The organism is Citrobacter sp. CtB7.12 (assembly GCF_001297795.1).
Taxonomy (GTDB): Bacteria; Pseudomonadota; Gammaproteobacteria; order Enterobacterales; family Enterobacteriaceae; genus Citrobacter_A; species Citrobacter_A amalonaticus.
Genome location: NZ_LIFT01000003.1, coordinates 279,664 through 295,145, shown reverse-complemented (window position 1 = coordinate 295,145; position 15,482 = coordinate 279,664). Strand labels below are relative to the sequence as shown.

18 protein-coding genes and 1 tRNA gene are annotated in these 15,482 nt (G+C 51.6%); 11 read left to right on the top strand and 8 right to left on the bottom strand.

The genetic code is table 11. From position 1 onward, the window contains the following. The first annotated feature begins 227 nt into the window (after nt 1–227). From AOY24_RS05370 to AOY24_RS05355, 4 genes are all read left to right on the top strand, one after another. Nucleotides 228–617: a RidA family protein gene (locus AOY24_RS05370; RefSeq protein ID WP_043000428.1), complete on the top strand. Its 390-nt coding sequence runs from the start codon at nt 228–230 to the stop codon at nt 615–617. 31 nt (nt 618–648) lie between these two features. Further along, nucleotides 649–1,629 carry a threo-3-hydroxy-L-aspartate ammonia-lyase gene (locus AOY24_RS05365; protein ID WP_043000429.1) on the top strand — a complete coding sequence of 327 codons (981 nt, stop codon included), beginning with the start codon at nt 649–651 and terminating at the stop codon, nt 1,627–1,629. Nucleotides 1,630–1,681: 52 nt separating this feature from the next. Then, the gene (locus tag AOY24_RS05360) at nt 1,682–2,311 is read left to right on the top strand and encodes a transcriptional regulator (RefSeq protein WP_043000430.1); all 630 of its coding nucleotides are present in this window, start codon (nt 1,682–1,684) and stop codon (nt 2,309–2,311) included. A 178-nt stretch (nt 2,312–2,489) separates the two neighbouring features. Next, nucleotides 2,490–2,564, top strand: a tRNA-OTHER gene (locus AOY24_RS05355). Between the two features lie 59 nt (nt 2,565–2,623). Here AOY24_RS05355 and blaSED read toward each other — a convergent pair. Next, nucleotides 2,624–3,514, bottom strand: coding sequence for an SED family class A beta-lactamase (gene blaSED / locus AOY24_RS05350; protein ID WP_054176278.1), 891 nt, complete (start codon nt 3,512–3,514; stop codon nt 2,624–2,626). 191 nt (nt 3,515–3,705) lie between these two features. Between blaSED and AOY24_RS05345 the strand changes: the two genes are divergently transcribed. Beyond that, nucleotides 3,706–4,566: a LysR family transcriptional regulator gene (locus tag AOY24_RS05345; protein ID WP_054176277.1), complete on the top strand. Its 861-nt coding sequence runs from the start codon at nt 3,706–3,708 to the stop codon at nt 4,564–4,566. Nucleotides 4,567–4,595: 29 nt separating this feature from the next. Here AOY24_RS05345 and uspF read toward each other — a convergent pair whose 3' ends face one another. Then, nucleotides 4,596–5,024, bottom strand: a complete 429-nt coding sequence (uspF, locus tag AOY24_RS05340) for a universal stress protein UspF (RefSeq protein WP_054176276.1) — start codon at nt 5,022–5,024, stop codon at nt 4,596–4,598. A gap of 165 nt (nt 5,025–5,189) precedes the next feature. Here uspF and zinT point away from each other — a divergent pair, with 165 nt between their 5' ends. Together zinT and AOY24_RS05330 are read left to right on the top strand one after the other, a co-directional pair. After that, nucleotides 5,190–5,840, top strand: coding sequence for a metal-binding protein ZinT (gene zinT / locus AOY24_RS05335; RefSeq protein WP_043000434.1), 651 nt, complete (start codon nt 5,190–5,192; stop codon nt 5,838–5,840). 77 nt (nt 5,841–5,917) lie between these two features. Further along, a complete protein-coding gene (locus tag AOY24_RS05330) occupies nt 5,918–6,718 on the top strand; it encodes an aminoglycoside adenylyltransferase family protein (RefSeq protein WP_054176275.1) in 801 nt (266 codons plus the stop codon). A gap of 103 nt (nt 6,719–6,821) precedes the next feature. Here the strand turns inward: AOY24_RS05330 and minE are convergent, their stop codons facing one another. The 3 genes from minE to minC are packed head-to-tail and all read right to left on the bottom strand — an operon-like array spanning nt 6,822 to nt 8,635. Continuing rightward, entirely contained in the window at nt 6,822–7,088 is a 267-nt protein-coding gene (minE, locus tag AOY24_RS05325; protein ID WP_043000436.1) for a cell division topological specificity factor MinE, read from the bottom strand. A gap of 3 nt (nt 7,089–7,091) precedes the next feature. Beyond that, nucleotides 7,092–7,904, bottom strand: coding sequence for a septum site-determining protein MinD (gene minD, locus AOY24_RS05320; protein ID WP_043000437.1), 813 nt, complete (start codon nt 7,902–7,904; stop codon nt 7,092–7,094). A gap of 23 nt (nt 7,905–7,927) precedes the next feature. After that, a complete protein-coding gene (minC, locus tag AOY24_RS05315; RefSeq protein WP_043000438.1) occupies nt 7,928–8,635 on the bottom strand; it encodes a septum site-determining protein MinC in 708 nt (235 codons plus the stop codon). 126 nt (nt 8,636–8,761) lie between these two features. Here minC and AOY24_RS05310 point away from each other — a divergent pair, with 126 nt between their 5' ends. From AOY24_RS05310 to AOY24_RS05300, 3 genes are all read left to right on the top strand, one after another. Next, the gene (locus AOY24_RS05310; RefSeq protein WP_043000439.1) at nt 8,762–9,055 is read left to right on the top strand and encodes a YcgL domain-containing protein; all 294 of its coding nucleotides are present in this window, start codon (nt 8,762–8,764) and stop codon (nt 9,053–9,055) included. A gap of 68 nt (nt 9,056–9,123) precedes the next feature. Continuing rightward, entirely contained in the window at nt 9,124–9,783 is a 660-nt protein-coding gene (locus AOY24_RS05305) for a fumarylacetoacetate hydrolase family protein (RefSeq protein ID WP_044257661.1), read from the top strand. 92 nt (nt 9,784–9,875) lie between these two features. Continuing rightward, complete coding sequence (locus tag AOY24_RS05300; protein WP_042318693.1) at nt 9,876–10,322, top strand: YcgN family cysteine cluster protein; 447 nt, start codon at nt 9,876–9,878, stop codon at nt 10,320–10,322. 222 nt (nt 10,323–10,544) lie between these two features. Here the strand turns inward: AOY24_RS05300 and dsbB are convergent, their stop codons facing one another. Together dsbB and nhaB are read right to left on the bottom strand one after the other, a co-directional pair. Then, entirely contained in the window at nt 10,545–11,075 is a 531-nt protein-coding gene (gene dsbB, locus AOY24_RS05295; protein WP_043000441.1) for a disulfide bond formation protein DsbB, read from the bottom strand. A 141-nt stretch (nt 11,076–11,216) separates the two neighbouring features. Next, entirely contained in the window at nt 11,217–12,761 is a 1,545-nt protein-coding gene (nhaB, locus tag AOY24_RS05290) for a Na(+)/H(+) antiporter NhaB (protein ID WP_043000442.1), read from the bottom strand. 222 nt (nt 12,762–12,983) lie between these two features. On the opposite strand from nhaB, the gene fadR reads away from it, so the two are divergent. Then, the gene (fadR, locus tag AOY24_RS05285; protein WP_042318544.1) at nt 12,984–13,703 is read left to right on the top strand and encodes a fatty acid metabolism transcriptional regulator FadR; all 720 of its coding nucleotides are present in this window, start codon (nt 12,984–12,986) and stop codon (nt 13,701–13,703) included. Nucleotides 13,704–13,736: 33 nt separating this feature from the next. On the opposite strand, the gene AOY24_RS05280 is transcribed toward fadR, so the two are convergent. Beyond that, nucleotides 13,737–15,269, bottom strand: coding sequence for a SpoVR family protein (locus AOY24_RS05280; RefSeq protein WP_043000443.1), 1,533 nt, complete (start codon nt 15,267–15,269; stop codon nt 13,737–13,739). Nucleotides 15,270–15,482: the final 213 nt, after the last annotated feature.

The following is a 15,482-nucleotide window of genomic DNA, read 5'->3' as shown; positions in this document are numbered from 1 at the left end:
ACTCTGCATCCCATTCGGATTCACTATATCGATTGAGGCCATTATCGAACCTTTTGATTTTCTGACGCAAATCATAACCGCGATCTCTGTCACATAAGCGAGGAGCGGAAACGGCGGACGTCAAAACAAGGGGTAGTCGCACAGCGCAATGTGGTGTATAAACGACCTATACAAAAAGTATAAATTAATACATTATGTATTAGCTATGGAACGCAGGAGAGATGCACATGCACCCGGATATCACATTGAACACAACATCCCATGGGCTTCCTCCCGCTGGACACTACTCGGCGAGCGTGACAGCAGGGGGATTTGTTTTTATCTCAGGGCAACTGCCAATCACCCCGCATGGTGAGAAAAAGGCGGGGGCGTCTTTTGAGGAACAGACCAGACAAGTTCTGGAAAATGTCGATGCCTGTCTGAAGGGGGCCGGTGTCTCCCGTCAGCATCTGGTTTCCGTACGTGTCTATGTGACAGATATCAACCAGTGGCCGACGTTTAACGACATTTACGCCGAATGGATTGGCGATTTCCGTCCATCTCGTGTCGTTGCTGGGGTGGCAGAACTGCATTATGGTTCTGCCTTAGAAGTAGAAGCACTCGCGCTGGCGCAATAAGCCCGACGCTTAACGCTATACAGGTGAAAAAATGGTTGAGATTACACTCCCGGAATATGCTGATGTTGCCGCCGCCGCAGGGCGTATTGAAGGATATGCAAACAAGACGCCGGTGATGACCTCCCGGACCGTCAATGCGGAATTTGGCGCTGACGTTTTCTTTAAATGTGAAAACCTACAGCGTATGGGAGCCTTTAAGTTTCGTGGGGCGATGAATGCATTACGCCAGTTTACGCCGGAACAACGTGCTGCTGGCGTGGTGACATTTTCTTCCGGAAACCATGCTCAGGCGATAGCGCTGTCAGCTAAATTGCTGGGTATTCCGGCGACAATCATCATGCCTCATGATGCGCCAGCCGCGAAAGTAGCGGCAACCAAAGGGTATGGTGGCAATGTTGTTATGTACGATCGCTATACGGAAGATCGTGAACAGATTGGCCGTGAACTGGCTGAGAAACAGGGACTGACGCTCATCCCTCCCTACGATCATCCGCATGTTATCGCCGGTCAGGGCACGGCCACCAAAGAGTTAATTGAAGAGGTTGGTCCGCTGGATGTTCTTTTTGTCTGTCTGGGGGGCGGTGGTTTACTTTCAGGTTCAGCACTGGCCGCCCGGCAACTTTCGCCAGATTGCATAATTTATGGCGTGGAGCCTGAAGCCGGTAACGACGGACAGCAGTCTTTTCGAAGCGGAAAAATCGTTCACATCGATACGCCAAAAACGATTGCTGATGGTGCACAGACGCAACATCTGGGGCACTATACGTTCCCTCTGATTCAAAAATACGTCAATGATATTCTGACCGTTTCAGACGATGAATTAATTGCTTCGATGAGGTTTATGGCCGAGCGTATGAAAATCGTCGCAGAACCCACGGGCTGTCTTGGCTTTGCAGCGGCAAGGGCGAGAAAAGCAGAACTCAGCGGGAAAAAAGTCGGCATTATCATCAGCGGCGGCAATGTGGATATCGCGCGCTACGGTGAGTTTCTGGCCGGGAAATCCGTTTCGTGAGGCTGTAAACGGATAGCAATAATGACAACGGGCATCAATGTGGGAGACCGGCATGCCAAAAAACGACGAGAATTCGCTTCTCAGCCAACTTGACACTATCGCGAAGGGATTAAGCGAAACGTTTTCTCCTTTTTGCGAAGTGGTTGTTCATGATCTCAAGGATCCTGAGCATGCGATTATGTCGATACATAATAATTTATCCGGTCGTGAGGCGGGACAACCGGCGACGGAACTCGGGCTGGCAAGGATTGCCTCTCCAGATTTTCCTGAAATTATTGCGAACTACGGCAATCAGTTTGCTGATGGCCGTCCGGTAAAAAGTACGTCTATTGGCATTAAGGATGAAAAGGGTAATTACGTCGCCGCATTATGCCTTAATGTCGATATGACGCTTTTCCGGGGGATGCAAAGCGCGCTGGCGCGTTTTACCGAAACAGAGAGTTCACCGGTGCGTGAACATCTTGACCCCGGGAGCACTGAAGTCATTCGCCAGCGCATCGATGACTTTGCCGCGAAACGCGCCACCACGGCGCGCGCGCTTAAAACGGAAGACAGAAAGGTTCTGATCCAACAGTTACGCAAAGAGGGATTGCTGAATGTGCGTAAATCCATGGATACGGTGGCACAGCATTTAGGGGTGTCACGGGCGACAGCCTACCTCTATGCGCGCCAGTCCGGGTGAATTCGCCGGTGTGCGATATATCATCTCTTATATATTGCCCAGCATGAATAATGAGCAAACGAACGGTAATAATAAGGGAAAGTCATCCACACCTATTGCAGGGGTAATTTGAGTTATGTATTATCTCGCCCGGTTCTGATAATGAGTAGATTCTCAATCGGAAATAAAAACCGGCAGACCGCCATTAGCTCATCTGGAAGAGCGAACGACTTTTGTTGTAGGGAACGGGGTTCGAGGCCTCGATGGCGGCCCAAATTTGAAGGCCCAGACATCTGTCTGGGCCTTTTTGCTTTCTTCGCTTACCCGCCGGGCTCAAAGCCCTTCCGTCACAATCTTTGCAGCGGCGGCCAGAATATCTTTACGCCCTTTGGCGTCCTGCTGTGGCTGTGTAAAGTAGGTGACGAGGATCAGCGGCGCACGATCTTCGGGCCAGATCACCGCGATATCATTGGTTGTGCCGTAATCACCGCCTCCGGTTTTATCGCCAACCACCCAGCCTTCAGGGAGTCCGGCACGAATGCTCTGACCGCCGGTCGTATTGCCTTTCAACCATTCGACAAGCTGTGCACGCTGTGCGCCAGCCAGCGCATCGCCCAGCGTCAGTTTGTGCAGGCTTTTCGCCATCGCCATCGCCAGCGGCGAGGTCGTGTCGCGCTCATCGCCAGGGATGGCAGTGTTCAGCTCGGGTTCTTTCCGGTCCAGACGAAACGTCGTGTCGCCAATTGAGCGGGCAAAAGCCGTGACGTTACTGGTACCGCCCAGGTGCTCAAGTAATTTATTCATTGCCGTATTATCGCTGTATTGCAGCGTGGCAGCGCTTAGCTCCGCTAATGTCATCTCTTTATCGACATATTTTTCCGTCACCGGATTCCAGTTCGTCAGATCGGCTTTTTTGATGACCATTTTCTGCTGCAAAATATCGTGCTGAGTTTCACTCTGTTTTAATACCGCGGCAGCGACCATCGTCTTACTGGTGCTGCACATGGCAAAGCGCTCATCACCGCGATAAAGAATTTGCGAACGATCGGCGGTATTAATCAGCGCAACGCCCAGTCGACCACCCGATTGTTTTTCTAATGCTGCCAGCTTTTCTTGGACCTGTGCGGGATCCCCCTGCGTGCGAGCCAAAAGCGGTGAACTGGCAGTAAAGAAAGCGAGCACGGCGGCAATAAGTACCGTCTGATGACCTCGTTTTTTAAACATAAATAACATCCTTGATAATCAGTAAATTGATCAATGCACGCACTTTATTTTTCCGCTCAAACAGACAAAAGAAGAAAGAGAATTAAAGGCGCATGATGTGTTTGCGATGCCAGAACTATCCGCTCTCTGCGCTTGCTTAACAAGCGAGAAGAATTTACCCTGGGATAAAGAAAATCTTATGAGTCTTTATTATGCGCTCTAATCTTCCGCTTAATGCCCTACGGGCCTTTGAGGCTTCGGCTCGCCATTTGAGTTTTACTCGTGCGGCACTGGAACTTTGTGTCACGCAGGCCGCCGTCAGCCAGCAGGTACGTATCCTGGAAGATCGCCTGAACAGAGTGCTGTTTAAACGTCTGCCCAGAGGGCTGGAGATGACGGATGAGGCGCAGGCACTGTTTGCCGTCCTGACCGACGCCTTTGGTCAAATCGACACCATTTTTCGTCAGTTTGAGGGTGGGGAATATCGTGAAGTGCTCACGGTTGCTGCAGTCGGTACCTTTGCCGTTGGCTGGTTACTGCCGCGCATTGATCAATTCCGGCAGGCGCATCCGTTCGTTGAGCTACGCCTGCGTACAAATAATAACGTTGTGAATCTGGCGGCTGAGGGACTGGATTTTGCCATCCGCTTTGGCAATGGCTTGTGGCCCGCCACCCATAACGAAATGCTGTTTGAGGCTCCGCTGACTGTCCTGTGCACGCCAGAAACGGCCCTACGGCTCAGGCGGCCAGCCGATCTCTTGCAAGAGAATCTTCTGCGTTCATATCGGGTAGATGAGTGGGATAACTGGTTTGCTGCAGCAGGTGTGACGGCAGAGCGGATCAATGGTGCCGTTTTTGACTCCTCACGTCTGATGGTTGAAACGGTTATCCATACCGGCGGTGCGGCACTGGTTCCGGCAGTGATGTTTGCCAGAGAACTGGCGGCCGGACAACTCGTTCGCCCCTTTGACATTGAGATCCAAATGGGCGGTTACTGGCTCACCCATCTGAAGTCGAAACCGATGACGCCCGCGATGGAAATCTTCCGCGACTGGATCGTGAAAATGGCATAAACGGGAGCCCGCAGACTCCCGTTTGCGGCTCAGCGAACGACCAGCACCGGACAGTGCGCGTGACGCACAACGGCGGCGGCGGTAGAACCTAACAGATATGTTGAAATACCGGGCTGGTGTGACGCGATGATCACCAGGTCAGCACTGACGGTATCCGCCAGCTTCAGGATCTGATCCTTCGGGGGGCCGTATACCACATGCGTCTGTACCCGTCCTTCAGGGATATCGAATTGCTTCACAATCTCGTTGAGTTTTTGTAATGCCTTCGTCTGCAGTCCATTTTTATCCGGGAGTTCGCCAGAGTAGGCGAGCCCCAGGGATGCATAAAAGGGGACTGAGGGAATGACTGACAGAAAATGGACTTTTGCCGTTTTGGCGTGGATTTTGATCTGAGGAATAAGCTGCCGGGTGAGATCGGCTTCTGAGATATCAATGGGCACCAGAACAGAACGATACATAGTCATTACCTCCTGTTTTTTGTCTCCGGTTTCAGTATATCGAATCTGGTTATTGCATAAAAAGTGAACAGATCAAGTTTCCTTCATTTACGCGTAACAGTGTTGAATAAATTTTATTGTTATAATATAACATTTCATCTTGTTCATTTGATTGAGGGTACGACGTTGGCTATTCATTGGAAAAAATTATCTGTTTCTCTGGGAATGTTGTGGTTCAGCAGTTATGCCTTCGCCCATGGCGATCACGCGCATGGTGTGCCGTTGACGGAGATGGAACAGAAAGCAGCGGAAGGCGAATTTGCGGATAGCAATGTTAAGGACAGGGCGCTTACCGACTGGGATGGCATGTGGCAATCCGTTTATCCTTATCTGGTCAGCGGTGAGCTGGATCCGGTTTTCAAACAGAAGGCGGCAAAGGATAAGGGGAAAACGGCGGAAGAGGTGAAAGCCTATTACCGGAAAGGCTATGCGACGGAAGTCGACACCATTGGTATCGAAAATGGCGTGATGGAGTTTCATACCGGTAAGCAGGTGGCTTCCTGTCAGTATGACTATGCCGGGTACAAGATCCTGACCTACACCTCAGGTAAAAAAGGGGTGCGTTATCTGTTTGAATGCAAAGACGCAAACAGTAAAGCGCCGAAGTTTGTGCAGTTCAGCGATCATATTATTGCGCCGCGGGCGTCGAACCACTTCCATATTTTTATGGGCAATACCTCACAGCAGGCGCTACTGGAAGAGATGGATAACTGGCCAACCTACTATCCTTATCAACTCAAGGCGCAGGCCGTGGTAGACGAAATGCTGCACCACTAAATTCAGGCTCAGCCCGTTGCTTGTCAGCGGGCTTCCTGTCGCGCTAAGGTGGCACCTGACATGATGACGGTGAGGCGATGACATTGAAGATTCCGGATACCCTTCGGAAACAACTGGAAAAGGCGACGGCCATCATTGAACGGATCTTTGAAGAGGATCTGTTGGCCATTCACCTGTACGGATCTGCCGTTGAAGGTGGGTTAAAACCTTACAGCGACATTGATTTGCTGGTCACCACGCGTGTGCCGCTGACGACGGCACAGCGAGAAGCGCTGATGCAGGAACTCCTGTCGGTGTCAGCCTGGCCTGGTACGTCGACGCTCTGGCGGGCGCTTGAGGTGACGGTTGTGGTGCATACCGATGTGGTGCCCTGGCGTTTTCCCCCCCGACGGGAAATGCAGTTTGGCGAGTGGTTGCGCGAGGATATTCACGCCGGGAAGTATGAACCCGCACAGCAGGATAGCGATCTGGCGATTTTATTGACTCAGGTGCGTAGTGCCAGCATGGCTTTAACCGGCGAGCGTGCGGATTTGCTTTTTGAGCCGGTCCCGGAAAACGACATTCGGGAGACATTCCGTCAGACGCTGACGCTCTGGCAGGACAATGGTGATTTACAGGGCGACGAGCGCAATATCGTGTTGACCCTGGCGCGCATCTGGTACAGCGTGGCGACAGGCGGTTTTACCGCGAAAGACAGCGCGGCAGACTGGTTAATGCCTTATCTCCCGGACGAGCACGCTTCTCTACTTGCAGCCGCGCGGCTCGACTATCTGGGACAGGCAAGCGTTGACTGGGCAGAGATAATGCCCGCTGTTTCGCGCTTTGTCTGCTATGCAAAAGCAAAAATAGCCGAACAGTTATCGCTCGTGGATAAGTGATGCCATATTTCAGGCATCGTGTTGCCGCAACAGAAAAATGGCTGATAATAAAAAAGGCAGATTGCTCTGCCTTTTTTTATCAGGAATTATCTGAGAAGAGCGTTTATTTCAACTCTTCAGCTTCCGGCAATGTAACGTTAAGTTCGAGAATGGAAATATCGCCGTCCTTTTGTTCAAGCTGAACGGTGACCATTTCCGGATCAATTTGTACATACTTACAAATGACCTCAAGAATATCTTTACGCAACTGCGGTAAATAATGCGGCTCAGCGTCACTACGACGACGCTCAGCAACGATAATCTGCAATCGCTCTTTCGCGATGTTCGCTGTACTCTTTTTCCGCGAGAGAAAAAAATCCAGTAATGCCATAACTTATCCTCCGAACAGGCGTTTGAGGAAACCTTTCTTCTCTTCGTCAATGAAGCGGAAAGGACGTTCTTCTCCCAACAGACGATCTACCGTATCGGCATACGCTTTACCTGCGTCTGCATTGATGTCCAGAATGACCGGTTCGCCCTGGTTAGAGGCGCGCAGAACAGACTGATCTTCCGGGATAACTCCGACGAGTTTAATGCGCAGGATCTCCAGCACATCTTCCATACTGAGCATGTCGCCACGGTTAACACGGCCTGGATTGTAGCGCGTCAACAGCAGATGTTCTTTAATCGGATCTTCACCGTTTTCGGCACGGCGCGATTTAGACGCCAGGATACCCAGGATACGGTCAGAGTCGCGTACCGAGGAGACTTCCGGGTTGGTGGTGATAATCGCTTCGTCAGCGAAATAGAGCGCCATCAGCGCGCCAGTTTCAATCCCCGCAGGGGAGTCGCAAACGATAAACTCGAAATCCATTGCTTTCAGATCGTCGAGAACCTTTGCCACGCCTTCACGCGTTAATGCGTCTTTATCGCGCGTCTGAGAGGCCGGAAGAATAAAGAGATTCTCAGTGCGCTTGTCCTTGATGAGCGCCTGATTGAGTGAAGCATCACCCTGAATGACGTTGACGAAATCATAAACAACCCGACGCTCACACCCCATGATCAGATCGAGGTTACGCAGGCCGATATCAAAATCAATAACGACAGTTTTCTTTCCCTTCTGGGCCAAACCAGTAGCGATGGCCGCGCTGGAGGTGGTCTTGCCAACGCCCCCTTTACCCGAAGTAACTACAATAATGCGTGCCATAGAAATTCCTTGTTAAAAAGGGATCAATTCAACGGTTGAACTGTCAAAGCGTTATCTGCTAACTGCAGACGTGCCGCTTTGCCATAAAATTCTGCTGGGATTTTATCACTCAGCCAGTAAACACCTGCGATAGACACCAGTTCTGCCGTCAGATGGGTACAAAAAATTTGCGCATCCCGGTCACCACTTGCCCCTGCCAGCGCGCGGCCTCTCATCATGCCATAGACATGAATATTGCCATCGGCGATCAGCTCAGCGCCAGCACTGACGTGACTTGTAACAATCAGATCACATTGTGGTGCATAAATGCGTTGACCGGAACGAACGGGTATATCAATAAATCGCGTTTTTGTGACGGGAGTAGCGTTTTGCACTACAGCGGCGGGAGCAACGGGTTCAGCCGGAGCGGAACGCGCCATTTTCTCTTTACCTTCAGTGAGTAAAGGAAGGCCCATTTTGTCGATTTCAGCTTTGAGCCGGGCATCTTTACAACCGCTGACGCCAACAATACGCAATCCCGTCGACGCCACCACCTTCTGCAACTGCGGCCAGTTTACCGGCGCATCAAGGCTACTGACATTCACTACCACAGGAGCATGTTTTAAAAAAGCAGGAGCCTGAGCGATTTTGTCTTCTAACGCCTGACGAATAACCTCGGGTTCTGCTTCATGTAAATGAACCACTGATAAGGTGAAGCTACTGCCTTTAAGTTCGATGGGCGTGTTTGACATCCTGGCCTTACTCAATTTGCTATTTATCATCCCCGATGTGGAGTGATATTCCGAAGTCCAGAAGGCATGTTATAGTCACTATTATATTGAGGCAAGTCGCCATCCGTTTAATTCAGAGTAAAATGTATGTTTTGTGTGATCTACAGAAGTGCTAAGCGTGACCAGACCTATTTGTATGTCGAAAAAAAAGACGATTTCTCACGTGTGCCTGAAGAACTGATGAAAGGATTTGGTCAACCACAGCTGGCAATGATATTGCCGTTAGATGGTAGCAAAAAGTTAGTCAACGCCTCGCTGGATAAAGTAAAACAAGCCTTAACGGAGCAGGGATATTATTTACAACTGCCTCCGCCACCCGAAGATTTATTGAAGCAACATCGTTTCAACGCCTCACAAAACAATCCAGAAACCGATAAATAAACGGTACCCGGCGTCATACCTGTCGGTGCCATTCCTGAAGTCAACGATGACAAATTAGGGGAAAATGAATGTATCAACATCATAACTGGCAGGGTGCGCTGCTTGACTACCCGGTAAGCAAAGTGGTGTGCGTGGGGAGCAACTACGCCAACCACATCAAGGAAATGGGCAGCGTCACGCCGGATGAGCCGGTGCTGTTTATCAAACCGGAAACCGCCCTGTGTGATTTGCGCCAACCGCTGGTCATTCCGACGGATATGGGCTCGGTGCACCATGAAGTCGAACTGGCGGTATTGATCGGCGCGACGCTGCGTCAGGCGACCGAAGAGCATGTTCGTAAGGCTATCGCTGGATATGGCGTGGCGCTCGATCTGACGCTGCGTGATATCCAGGGCAAAATGAAGAAGGCCGGGCAGCCCTGGGAGAAGGCAAAAGGATTTGATAATTCATGCCCGTTATCCGGATTCATTCCGGTCGCAGAATTTAACGGCGATCCGCAGGCGACGCCGCTGGGTCTGACGGTCAATGGCGAGGTTCGCCAGCAGGGTACAACGGCGGATATGATCCATAAAATCGTCCCCTTAATCGCCTATATGAGCAAATTCTTTACCCTCAAAGCGGGTGACGTCGTGCTGACCGGCACCCCGGAAGGCGTCGGACCGCTCGCCAGCGGCGACGAGCTGGTGGTCAATTTTAACGGTCACACCCTGACAACCCGCGTCCTGTAACGCCTGCTTGCCGCCTTTTTAGGCGGCAAAACTTGCATCAACGTGCCAGACTGGTTATAAGGTGCAGCTTTATAGCAATGGCGGATACCCTGATGAGCGATTTACCTTTCTGGCAACGTAAAACCCTGGATGAAATGACCGATGCCGAATGGGAGTCGTTATGTGATGGCTGCGGTCAGTGCTGCCTGCATAAGCTGATGGACGAGGATACCGACGAGATTTATTTCACCAACGTCGCCTGCCGCCAGCTCAACATCAAAACCTGCCAGTGTCGCAATTACGAACGTCGGTTCGAGTACGAGCCTGACTGTATCAAGCTAACGCGTGATAACCTGCCCACCTTTGAATGGTTGCCGATGACCTGCGCCTATCGTCTGCTGGCGGAAGGGAAAGGACTGCCTGAATGGCACCCGCTGCTGACGGGGTCGAAAGCGGCAATGCACGGCGAGCGAATTTCGGTGCGTCACATTGCGGTAAGAGAGTCAGAAGTCCATGACTGGCAGGACCATATTCTCAACAAACCGTCATGGGCGGACTAAACCGCCCGGTCTGATTTCAGGCTAACGGCAAAAAAAACGCTCCCGGTTGGGAGCGTCAGACTGCTGACAAAGAAGGAAAAGACGTGGTTTTTCCTTCTTTGTGGTTATCAGCCGAAAATCGATGAATTGTTTTCCGGGTTTTTAATGAGGTGAACTTTGCTTGTCCGGTATCGGGATGAAGTTTGTCATCGCTCTCACGCTCCCGGCTGGGAGCGTCTGAGATTAACGACCGAACAGATCGCGTCTTTTCGGTTTAAGCGGCTGAGCAATCAGCACCAGAACCGCGACGACCAGATAGGCAACGAAAATGCCTAATAGCCATTGCGGCATTTCCAGAGATAAAAATTCCCACTGACGCTCGGCGCAATCACCAGAGGCAACAAACACCTGTGGTAACCATTTGTCCAGTGGCAACCAGGCAGGGAAGCGAGCCATGAAATCACAGGTCATGAACGGGGAAGGGTGTAACTGGATCATGGTATGTTCCCATGTCAGTTGAACCCCACGCCAGGCACTGTAGATCCAGATAATCAACGCCACATAGCGCAACGGTGTTTTAGGCGCAATAGCCCCAACCAGACCGGCCCCCATGACGCCAAACAGCGCACAGCGTTCGTAGATGCACAGTACGCACGGCTTAAGCAGCATAACGTGCTGAAACCACAGCGCGACCAGTTCAAGCGCTAAGGCAGTAAAAGCCATCAATAACCACGCGCCCCGACCCCGTGAGCACTGGTTCAAATATCGCAACATAATAATTTCCCTGCAACATGCGTAGACACGGCAGTGTAAACCAATTCGATTACCGCGCCACCAGGAGAAACTCAAATATTGTGTAATTGGAGAAATATCACGCAAAAAGGCAAACCGGGCAGTGAAATGCCCGGTTAGTTGTTATGAAAGTGTAGCTAACCAACCGGTTTGCATCATCCACTCGGTCATTGGCGTCAGGGTAAACTCGACGCACAGCAGGCCGACTAGCGTCAGCACGATGGTATAGGGCAGAGCCATCCAGACCATCCGACCATAGGAGAGGCGAATCAGCGGTGCCAGTGCGGAGGTGAGCAGGAACAGGAATGCCGCCTGACCGTTCGGCGTCGCCACGGATGGCAGGTTTGTCCCGGTGTTGATCGCAACGGCTAACAGCTCGTATTGCTGCAGGGAGATCGCACCACTTTCCATGGCCGCTTTGGCCTCGTTAATGTAGATAGTACCGACGAAAACATTATCCGAGATCGACGAGAGCAGGCCGTTGAAGAGATAGAACAGCGTCAGTTGCGCGTGCTCTGAGGCTTGCAATACGTACTGAATAATCGGCGAAAAGAGATGCTGGTCGATAATCACCGCGACAATGGAGAAAAAGACCGTCAGCAGCGCGGTGAATGGCAGAGATTCGGTGAACGCCTTGCCAATGGCATGTTCATCCGTCACGCCGGTCAGCGACGTTGCGAGGATAATCACGGAGAGGCCAATCAGTCCCACTTCCGCCAGATGCAGCGCCAGGGCAATCACCAGCCAGACGCCGATAATCGCCTGCACAATCAGTTTTACTCTGTCCTGACGTGAACGCTGATGGCGGCTCTGATCGTCAAACTGCTGCAATACGTCACGCACTTTTTCCGGCAGTGTTTCGCCATAGCCAAACCAGCGCAGTTTCTCAACCAGTACACAGGTGAGCAGGCCGCAAATCAGTACCGGAACGGTAACAGGCGACATCCGCAGGAAGAAGTCGCCAAAGTGCCAGCCAGCGGCTTTGGCGATGATCAGGTTCTGCGGCTCGCCCACCATCGTCATCACGCCGCCCAGAGCGGTACCCACCCCGGCATGCATCATCAGACTGCGCAAAAAGCCGCGGAATTGCTCAAGCACTGTTTTGTAGTGTTGATCAATGTGACTGTCATCCAGGATGTCGCTATCATCGCCGCGGGAAGAGGCCACGCGGTGATAAATGCCGTAGAACCCGACGGCGACGCTGATCACTACCGCTACCACGGTCAGTGCGTCAAGGAAGGCGGAAAGGAAGGCCGCCGCCACACAAAACGCCAGCGACAGCAGCATTTTAGAACGAATGCTCAGCAGCAGCCGGGTAAAAATAAACAGCAACAGCTGCTTCATAAAATAGATGCCCGCGACCATGAACATCAGCAGCAGTAAAACTTCCAGATTGTTTGCCACCTCTTCGCGAACATGCGCGGCGCTGGTCATCCCGATGATAACTGCTTCAATGGCTAACAAACCGCCCGGTAGCAGTGGATAACACTTCAGCGCCATCGCCAGCGTGAAGATGAATTCCGCCACCAACAACCAGCCCGCAACAAACGGGTTGATGATGAAAATCAGTGGATTAACTATCAGGAAGATCAGTAGCGCAAGCTTGTACCAGTCTGGCGACTGGCCTAAAAAGTTGCGCCAGAGCGCGCGGCCCCATGAGAGTTCCATTATGGTTTCCCTTACCTTATTTATTGAAATGATGTTTTTATGGTTAGCGACAAAGAGTAACGGTCAGTCTGAATGCAGGCAAGCCTTTCACCCCAGACAGCCAGCGTTATCAAGAAAATGAAGCCTTGATCCACTTTTTCTTCGTTGTGTCTCCTATCGGGCATGTAACCCGTCTGGTATGATGAGTGTAACTATGTTTTGCTGTGTAATGGAAATCTCACTATGGTCATTAAGGCGCAGAGCCCGGCGGGTTTCGCGGAAGAGTACATCATTGAAAGTATCTGGAATAACCGCTTCCCTCCTGGCACTATCTTGCCTGCAGAACGAGAACTCTCCGAACTGATTGGGGTGACACGTACCACTTTACGTGAAGTGCTGCAGCGCCTGGCGCGAGACGGTTGGTTGACCATTCAGCATGGCAAACCGACGAAGGTGAATAATTTCTGGGAAACCTCCGGACTGAATATTCTTGAAACGCTGGCGCGTCTCGATCACGAAAGCGTCCCGCAGTTGATCGACAATCTGCTGTCGGTGCGGACCAACATCTCCACCATCTTCATTCGTACCGCGTTTCGTCAGCATCCTGACAAAGCGCAGGAAGTGCTGGCGACCGCGCAGGAAGTGGCCGATCACGCCGATGCGTTTGCCGATCTCGATTACAACATTTTCCGTGGTCTGGCATTTGCCTCCGGCAACCCGATTTATGGTCTGATCCTGAACGGCATGAAAGGGTTGTATACCCGCATTGGTCGTCACTATTTTGCCAATCCGGAAGCGCGCAGCCTGGCGCTGGGTTTCTACCATAAGCTGTCGCAACTGTGCCTGCAGGGCGCGCACGATCAGGTATACGAAACGGTGCGTCGTTACGGTCACGACAGCGGCGAGATTTGGCACCGGATGCAGAAAAACCTGCCTGGCGATTTAGCCATTCAGGGCCGCTAAAAACGAACCCCCTCACGATGAGGGGGTTTTTGTTTACAGGCTGTTCATTCTGGGGGGGCAGCGCTCCAGCAGTTCCACGCTTCCGTCCTCGTTTTGCTGTTCCAGCAACACATCAAATCCCCACAGCCGATGCACATGCTTGAGCACCTCTTTGCGGCCTTTATCCAGCGGCGCGCGATTGTGCGGAATATAACGCAGGGTTAGGGAACGATCGCCCCGCAGATCCACGTTCCAGACCTGAATATTCGGCTCTACGTTGCTCAGATTATATTGCGACGAGAGGCGGTTGCGGATTTCGCGGTAGCCTTCTTCGTTATGAATGGCAGAGATTTCCAGATAGTTATGCCGATCGTCATCCAGCACCGTAAAGAGGCGAAAATCGCGCATCACCTTCGGCGACAGGAACTGGCTGATGAAGCTCTCATCTTTGAAGTCGCGCATGGCAAAATGCAGCGTTTCCAGCCAGTCGGAACCGGCGATATCCGGGAACCAGTACTTATCTTCTTCCGTCGGCGACTGGCAGATGCGCTTGATGTCCTGGAACATAGCGAAACCCAGTGCGTAAGGGTTTATGCCGCTGTACCACGGGCTGTTATAAGGCGGCTGGAACACCACGTTGGTATGGCTGTGTAAAAACTCCAGCATAAAACGTTCGGTGACTTTCCCCTCGTCATACAGGTGGTTCAGGATGGTGTAATGCCAGAACGTGGCCCAGCCCTCATTCATCACCTGCGTCTGTTTTTGCGGATAAAAATACTGACTGACTTTGCGCACGATGCGCAGGATCTCGCGCTGCCATGACTCCAGCAGCGGGGCATTTTTTTCCATAAAGTAGAGCAGATTTTCCTGCGGTTCTGAGGGATAGCGCCGCGCTTCGGCAATCGTCTTCTCTTCCTCTTTTTTCGGCAGGGTACGCCACAGCATGTTCACCTGGCTTTGCAGATACTCTTCACGACTCTGTTGGCGGGCCTTCTCCTCCTGGAGGGAGATTTTCTGCGGGCGTTTATAGCGATCAACGCCGTAGTTCATCAGCGCGTGGCAGGAGTCGAGCAATCGCTCAACCTCGTCCACGCCGTATCGCTCTTCGCACTGAGTGATGTAATTACGCGCGAAGATCAGGTAATCAACAATGGAGCTGGCATCAGTCCAGCTGCGGAACAGATAGTTATTTTTGAAGAACGAGTTATGTCCGTAACAGGCGTGCGCCATCACCAGCGCCTGCATGGTAATGGTGTTCTCCTCCATCAGGTATGCAATACACGGGTTGGAGTTGATCACAATCTCATAGGCCAGCCCTTGCTGACCGTGCTTATACAGTCGTTCGGTCTCGATGAATTTTTTACCAAACGACCAGTGAGGATAGTTAATCGGCATTCCGACGCTGGAATATGCATCCATCATCTGCTCGGAGGTAATGACCTCAATCTGGTGCGGGTAGGTATCCAGTCTGTAGAGTTTCGCCACCCGATCTATTTCCGCCAGGTAGACATCCAGCAGATCAAACGTCCAGTCGGGTCCATCGCTCAAGCGTGTGGTGTCCTTGTTCATGGAATCAATCGTAGCCATTCGCGCACCCTCATTGTTGGCGGCACTCTCTGTGTGGAGCACCTCATTTCAAGCATAGAACACCCGGTTAAAAACCGTGTCAGTGAAGAAATATTTTCTTTGCGATTTCCGCTGGTCGACTCGCCAGATTACGGGGTAGTCACGATATTTTCTGCTGGATAAAAATAACCCACAGCAGGAGATACCAAAGCAGAGAGTTCACTGTTCTACCTG

Coding starts and splice junctions, on each gene's coding strand:
- AOY24_RS05365 (WP_043000429.1), top strand. CDS start 649: ATGGTTGAGATTACACTCCCGGAATATGCTGATGTTGCCGCCGCCGCA.
- AOY24_RS05360 (WP_043000430.1), top strand. CDS start 1,682: ATGCCAAAAAACGACGAGAATTCGCTTCTCAGCCAACTTGACACTATC.
- AOY24_RS05300 (WP_042318693.1), top strand. CDS start 9,876: ATGAGCGATTTACCTTTCTGGCAACGTAAAACCCTGGATGAAATGACC.
- uspF (WP_054176276.1), bottom strand. CDS start 5,024: ATGTATCGTTCTGTTCTGGTGCCCATTGATATCTCAGAAGCCGATCTC.
- AOY24_RS05345 (WP_054176277.1), top strand. CDS start 3,706: ATGCGCTCTAATCTTCCGCTTAATGCCCTACGGGCCTTTGAGGCTTCG.
- AOY24_RS05305 (WP_044257661.1), top strand. CDS start 9,124: ATGTATCAACATCATAACTGGCAGGGTGCGCTGCTTGACTACCCGGTA.
- AOY24_RS05370 (WP_043000428.1), top strand. CDS start 228: ATGCACCCGGATATCACATTGAACACAACATCCCATGGGCTTCCTCCC.
- nhaB (WP_043000442.1), bottom strand. CDS start 12,761: ATGGAACTCTCATGGGGCCGCGCGCTCTGGCGCAACTTTTTAGGCCAG.
- fadR (WP_042318544.1), top strand. CDS start 12,984: ATGGTCATTAAGGCGCAGAGCCCGGCGGGTTTCGCGGAAGAGTACATC.
- AOY24_RS05280 (WP_043000443.1), bottom strand. CDS start 15,269: ATGGCTACGATTGATTCCATGAACAAGGACACCACACGCTTGAGCGAT.
- blaSED (WP_054176278.1), bottom strand. CDS start 3,514: ATGTTTAAAAAACGAGGTCATCAGACGGTACTTATTGCCGCCGTGCTC.
- minE (WP_043000436.1), bottom strand. CDS start 7,088: ATGGCATTACTGGATTTTTTTCTCTCGCGGAAAAAGAGTACAGCGAAC.
- AOY24_RS05310 (WP_043000439.1), top strand. CDS start 8,762: ATGTTTTGTGTGATCTACAGAAGTGCTAAGCGTGACCAGACCTATTTG.
- AOY24_RS05330 (WP_054176275.1), top strand. CDS start 5,918: ATGACATTGAAGATTCCGGATACCCTTCGGAAACAACTGGAAAAGGCG.
- dsbB (WP_043000441.1), bottom strand. CDS start 11,075: ATGTTGCGATATTTGAACCAGTGCTCACGGGGTCGGGGCGCGTGGTTA.
- minD (WP_043000437.1), bottom strand. CDS start 7,904: ATGGCACGCATTATTGTAGTTACTTCGGGTAAAGGGGGCGTTGGCAAG.
- minC (WP_043000438.1), bottom strand. CDS start 8,635: ATGTCAAACACGCCCATCGAACTTAAAGGCAGTAGCTTCACCTTATCA.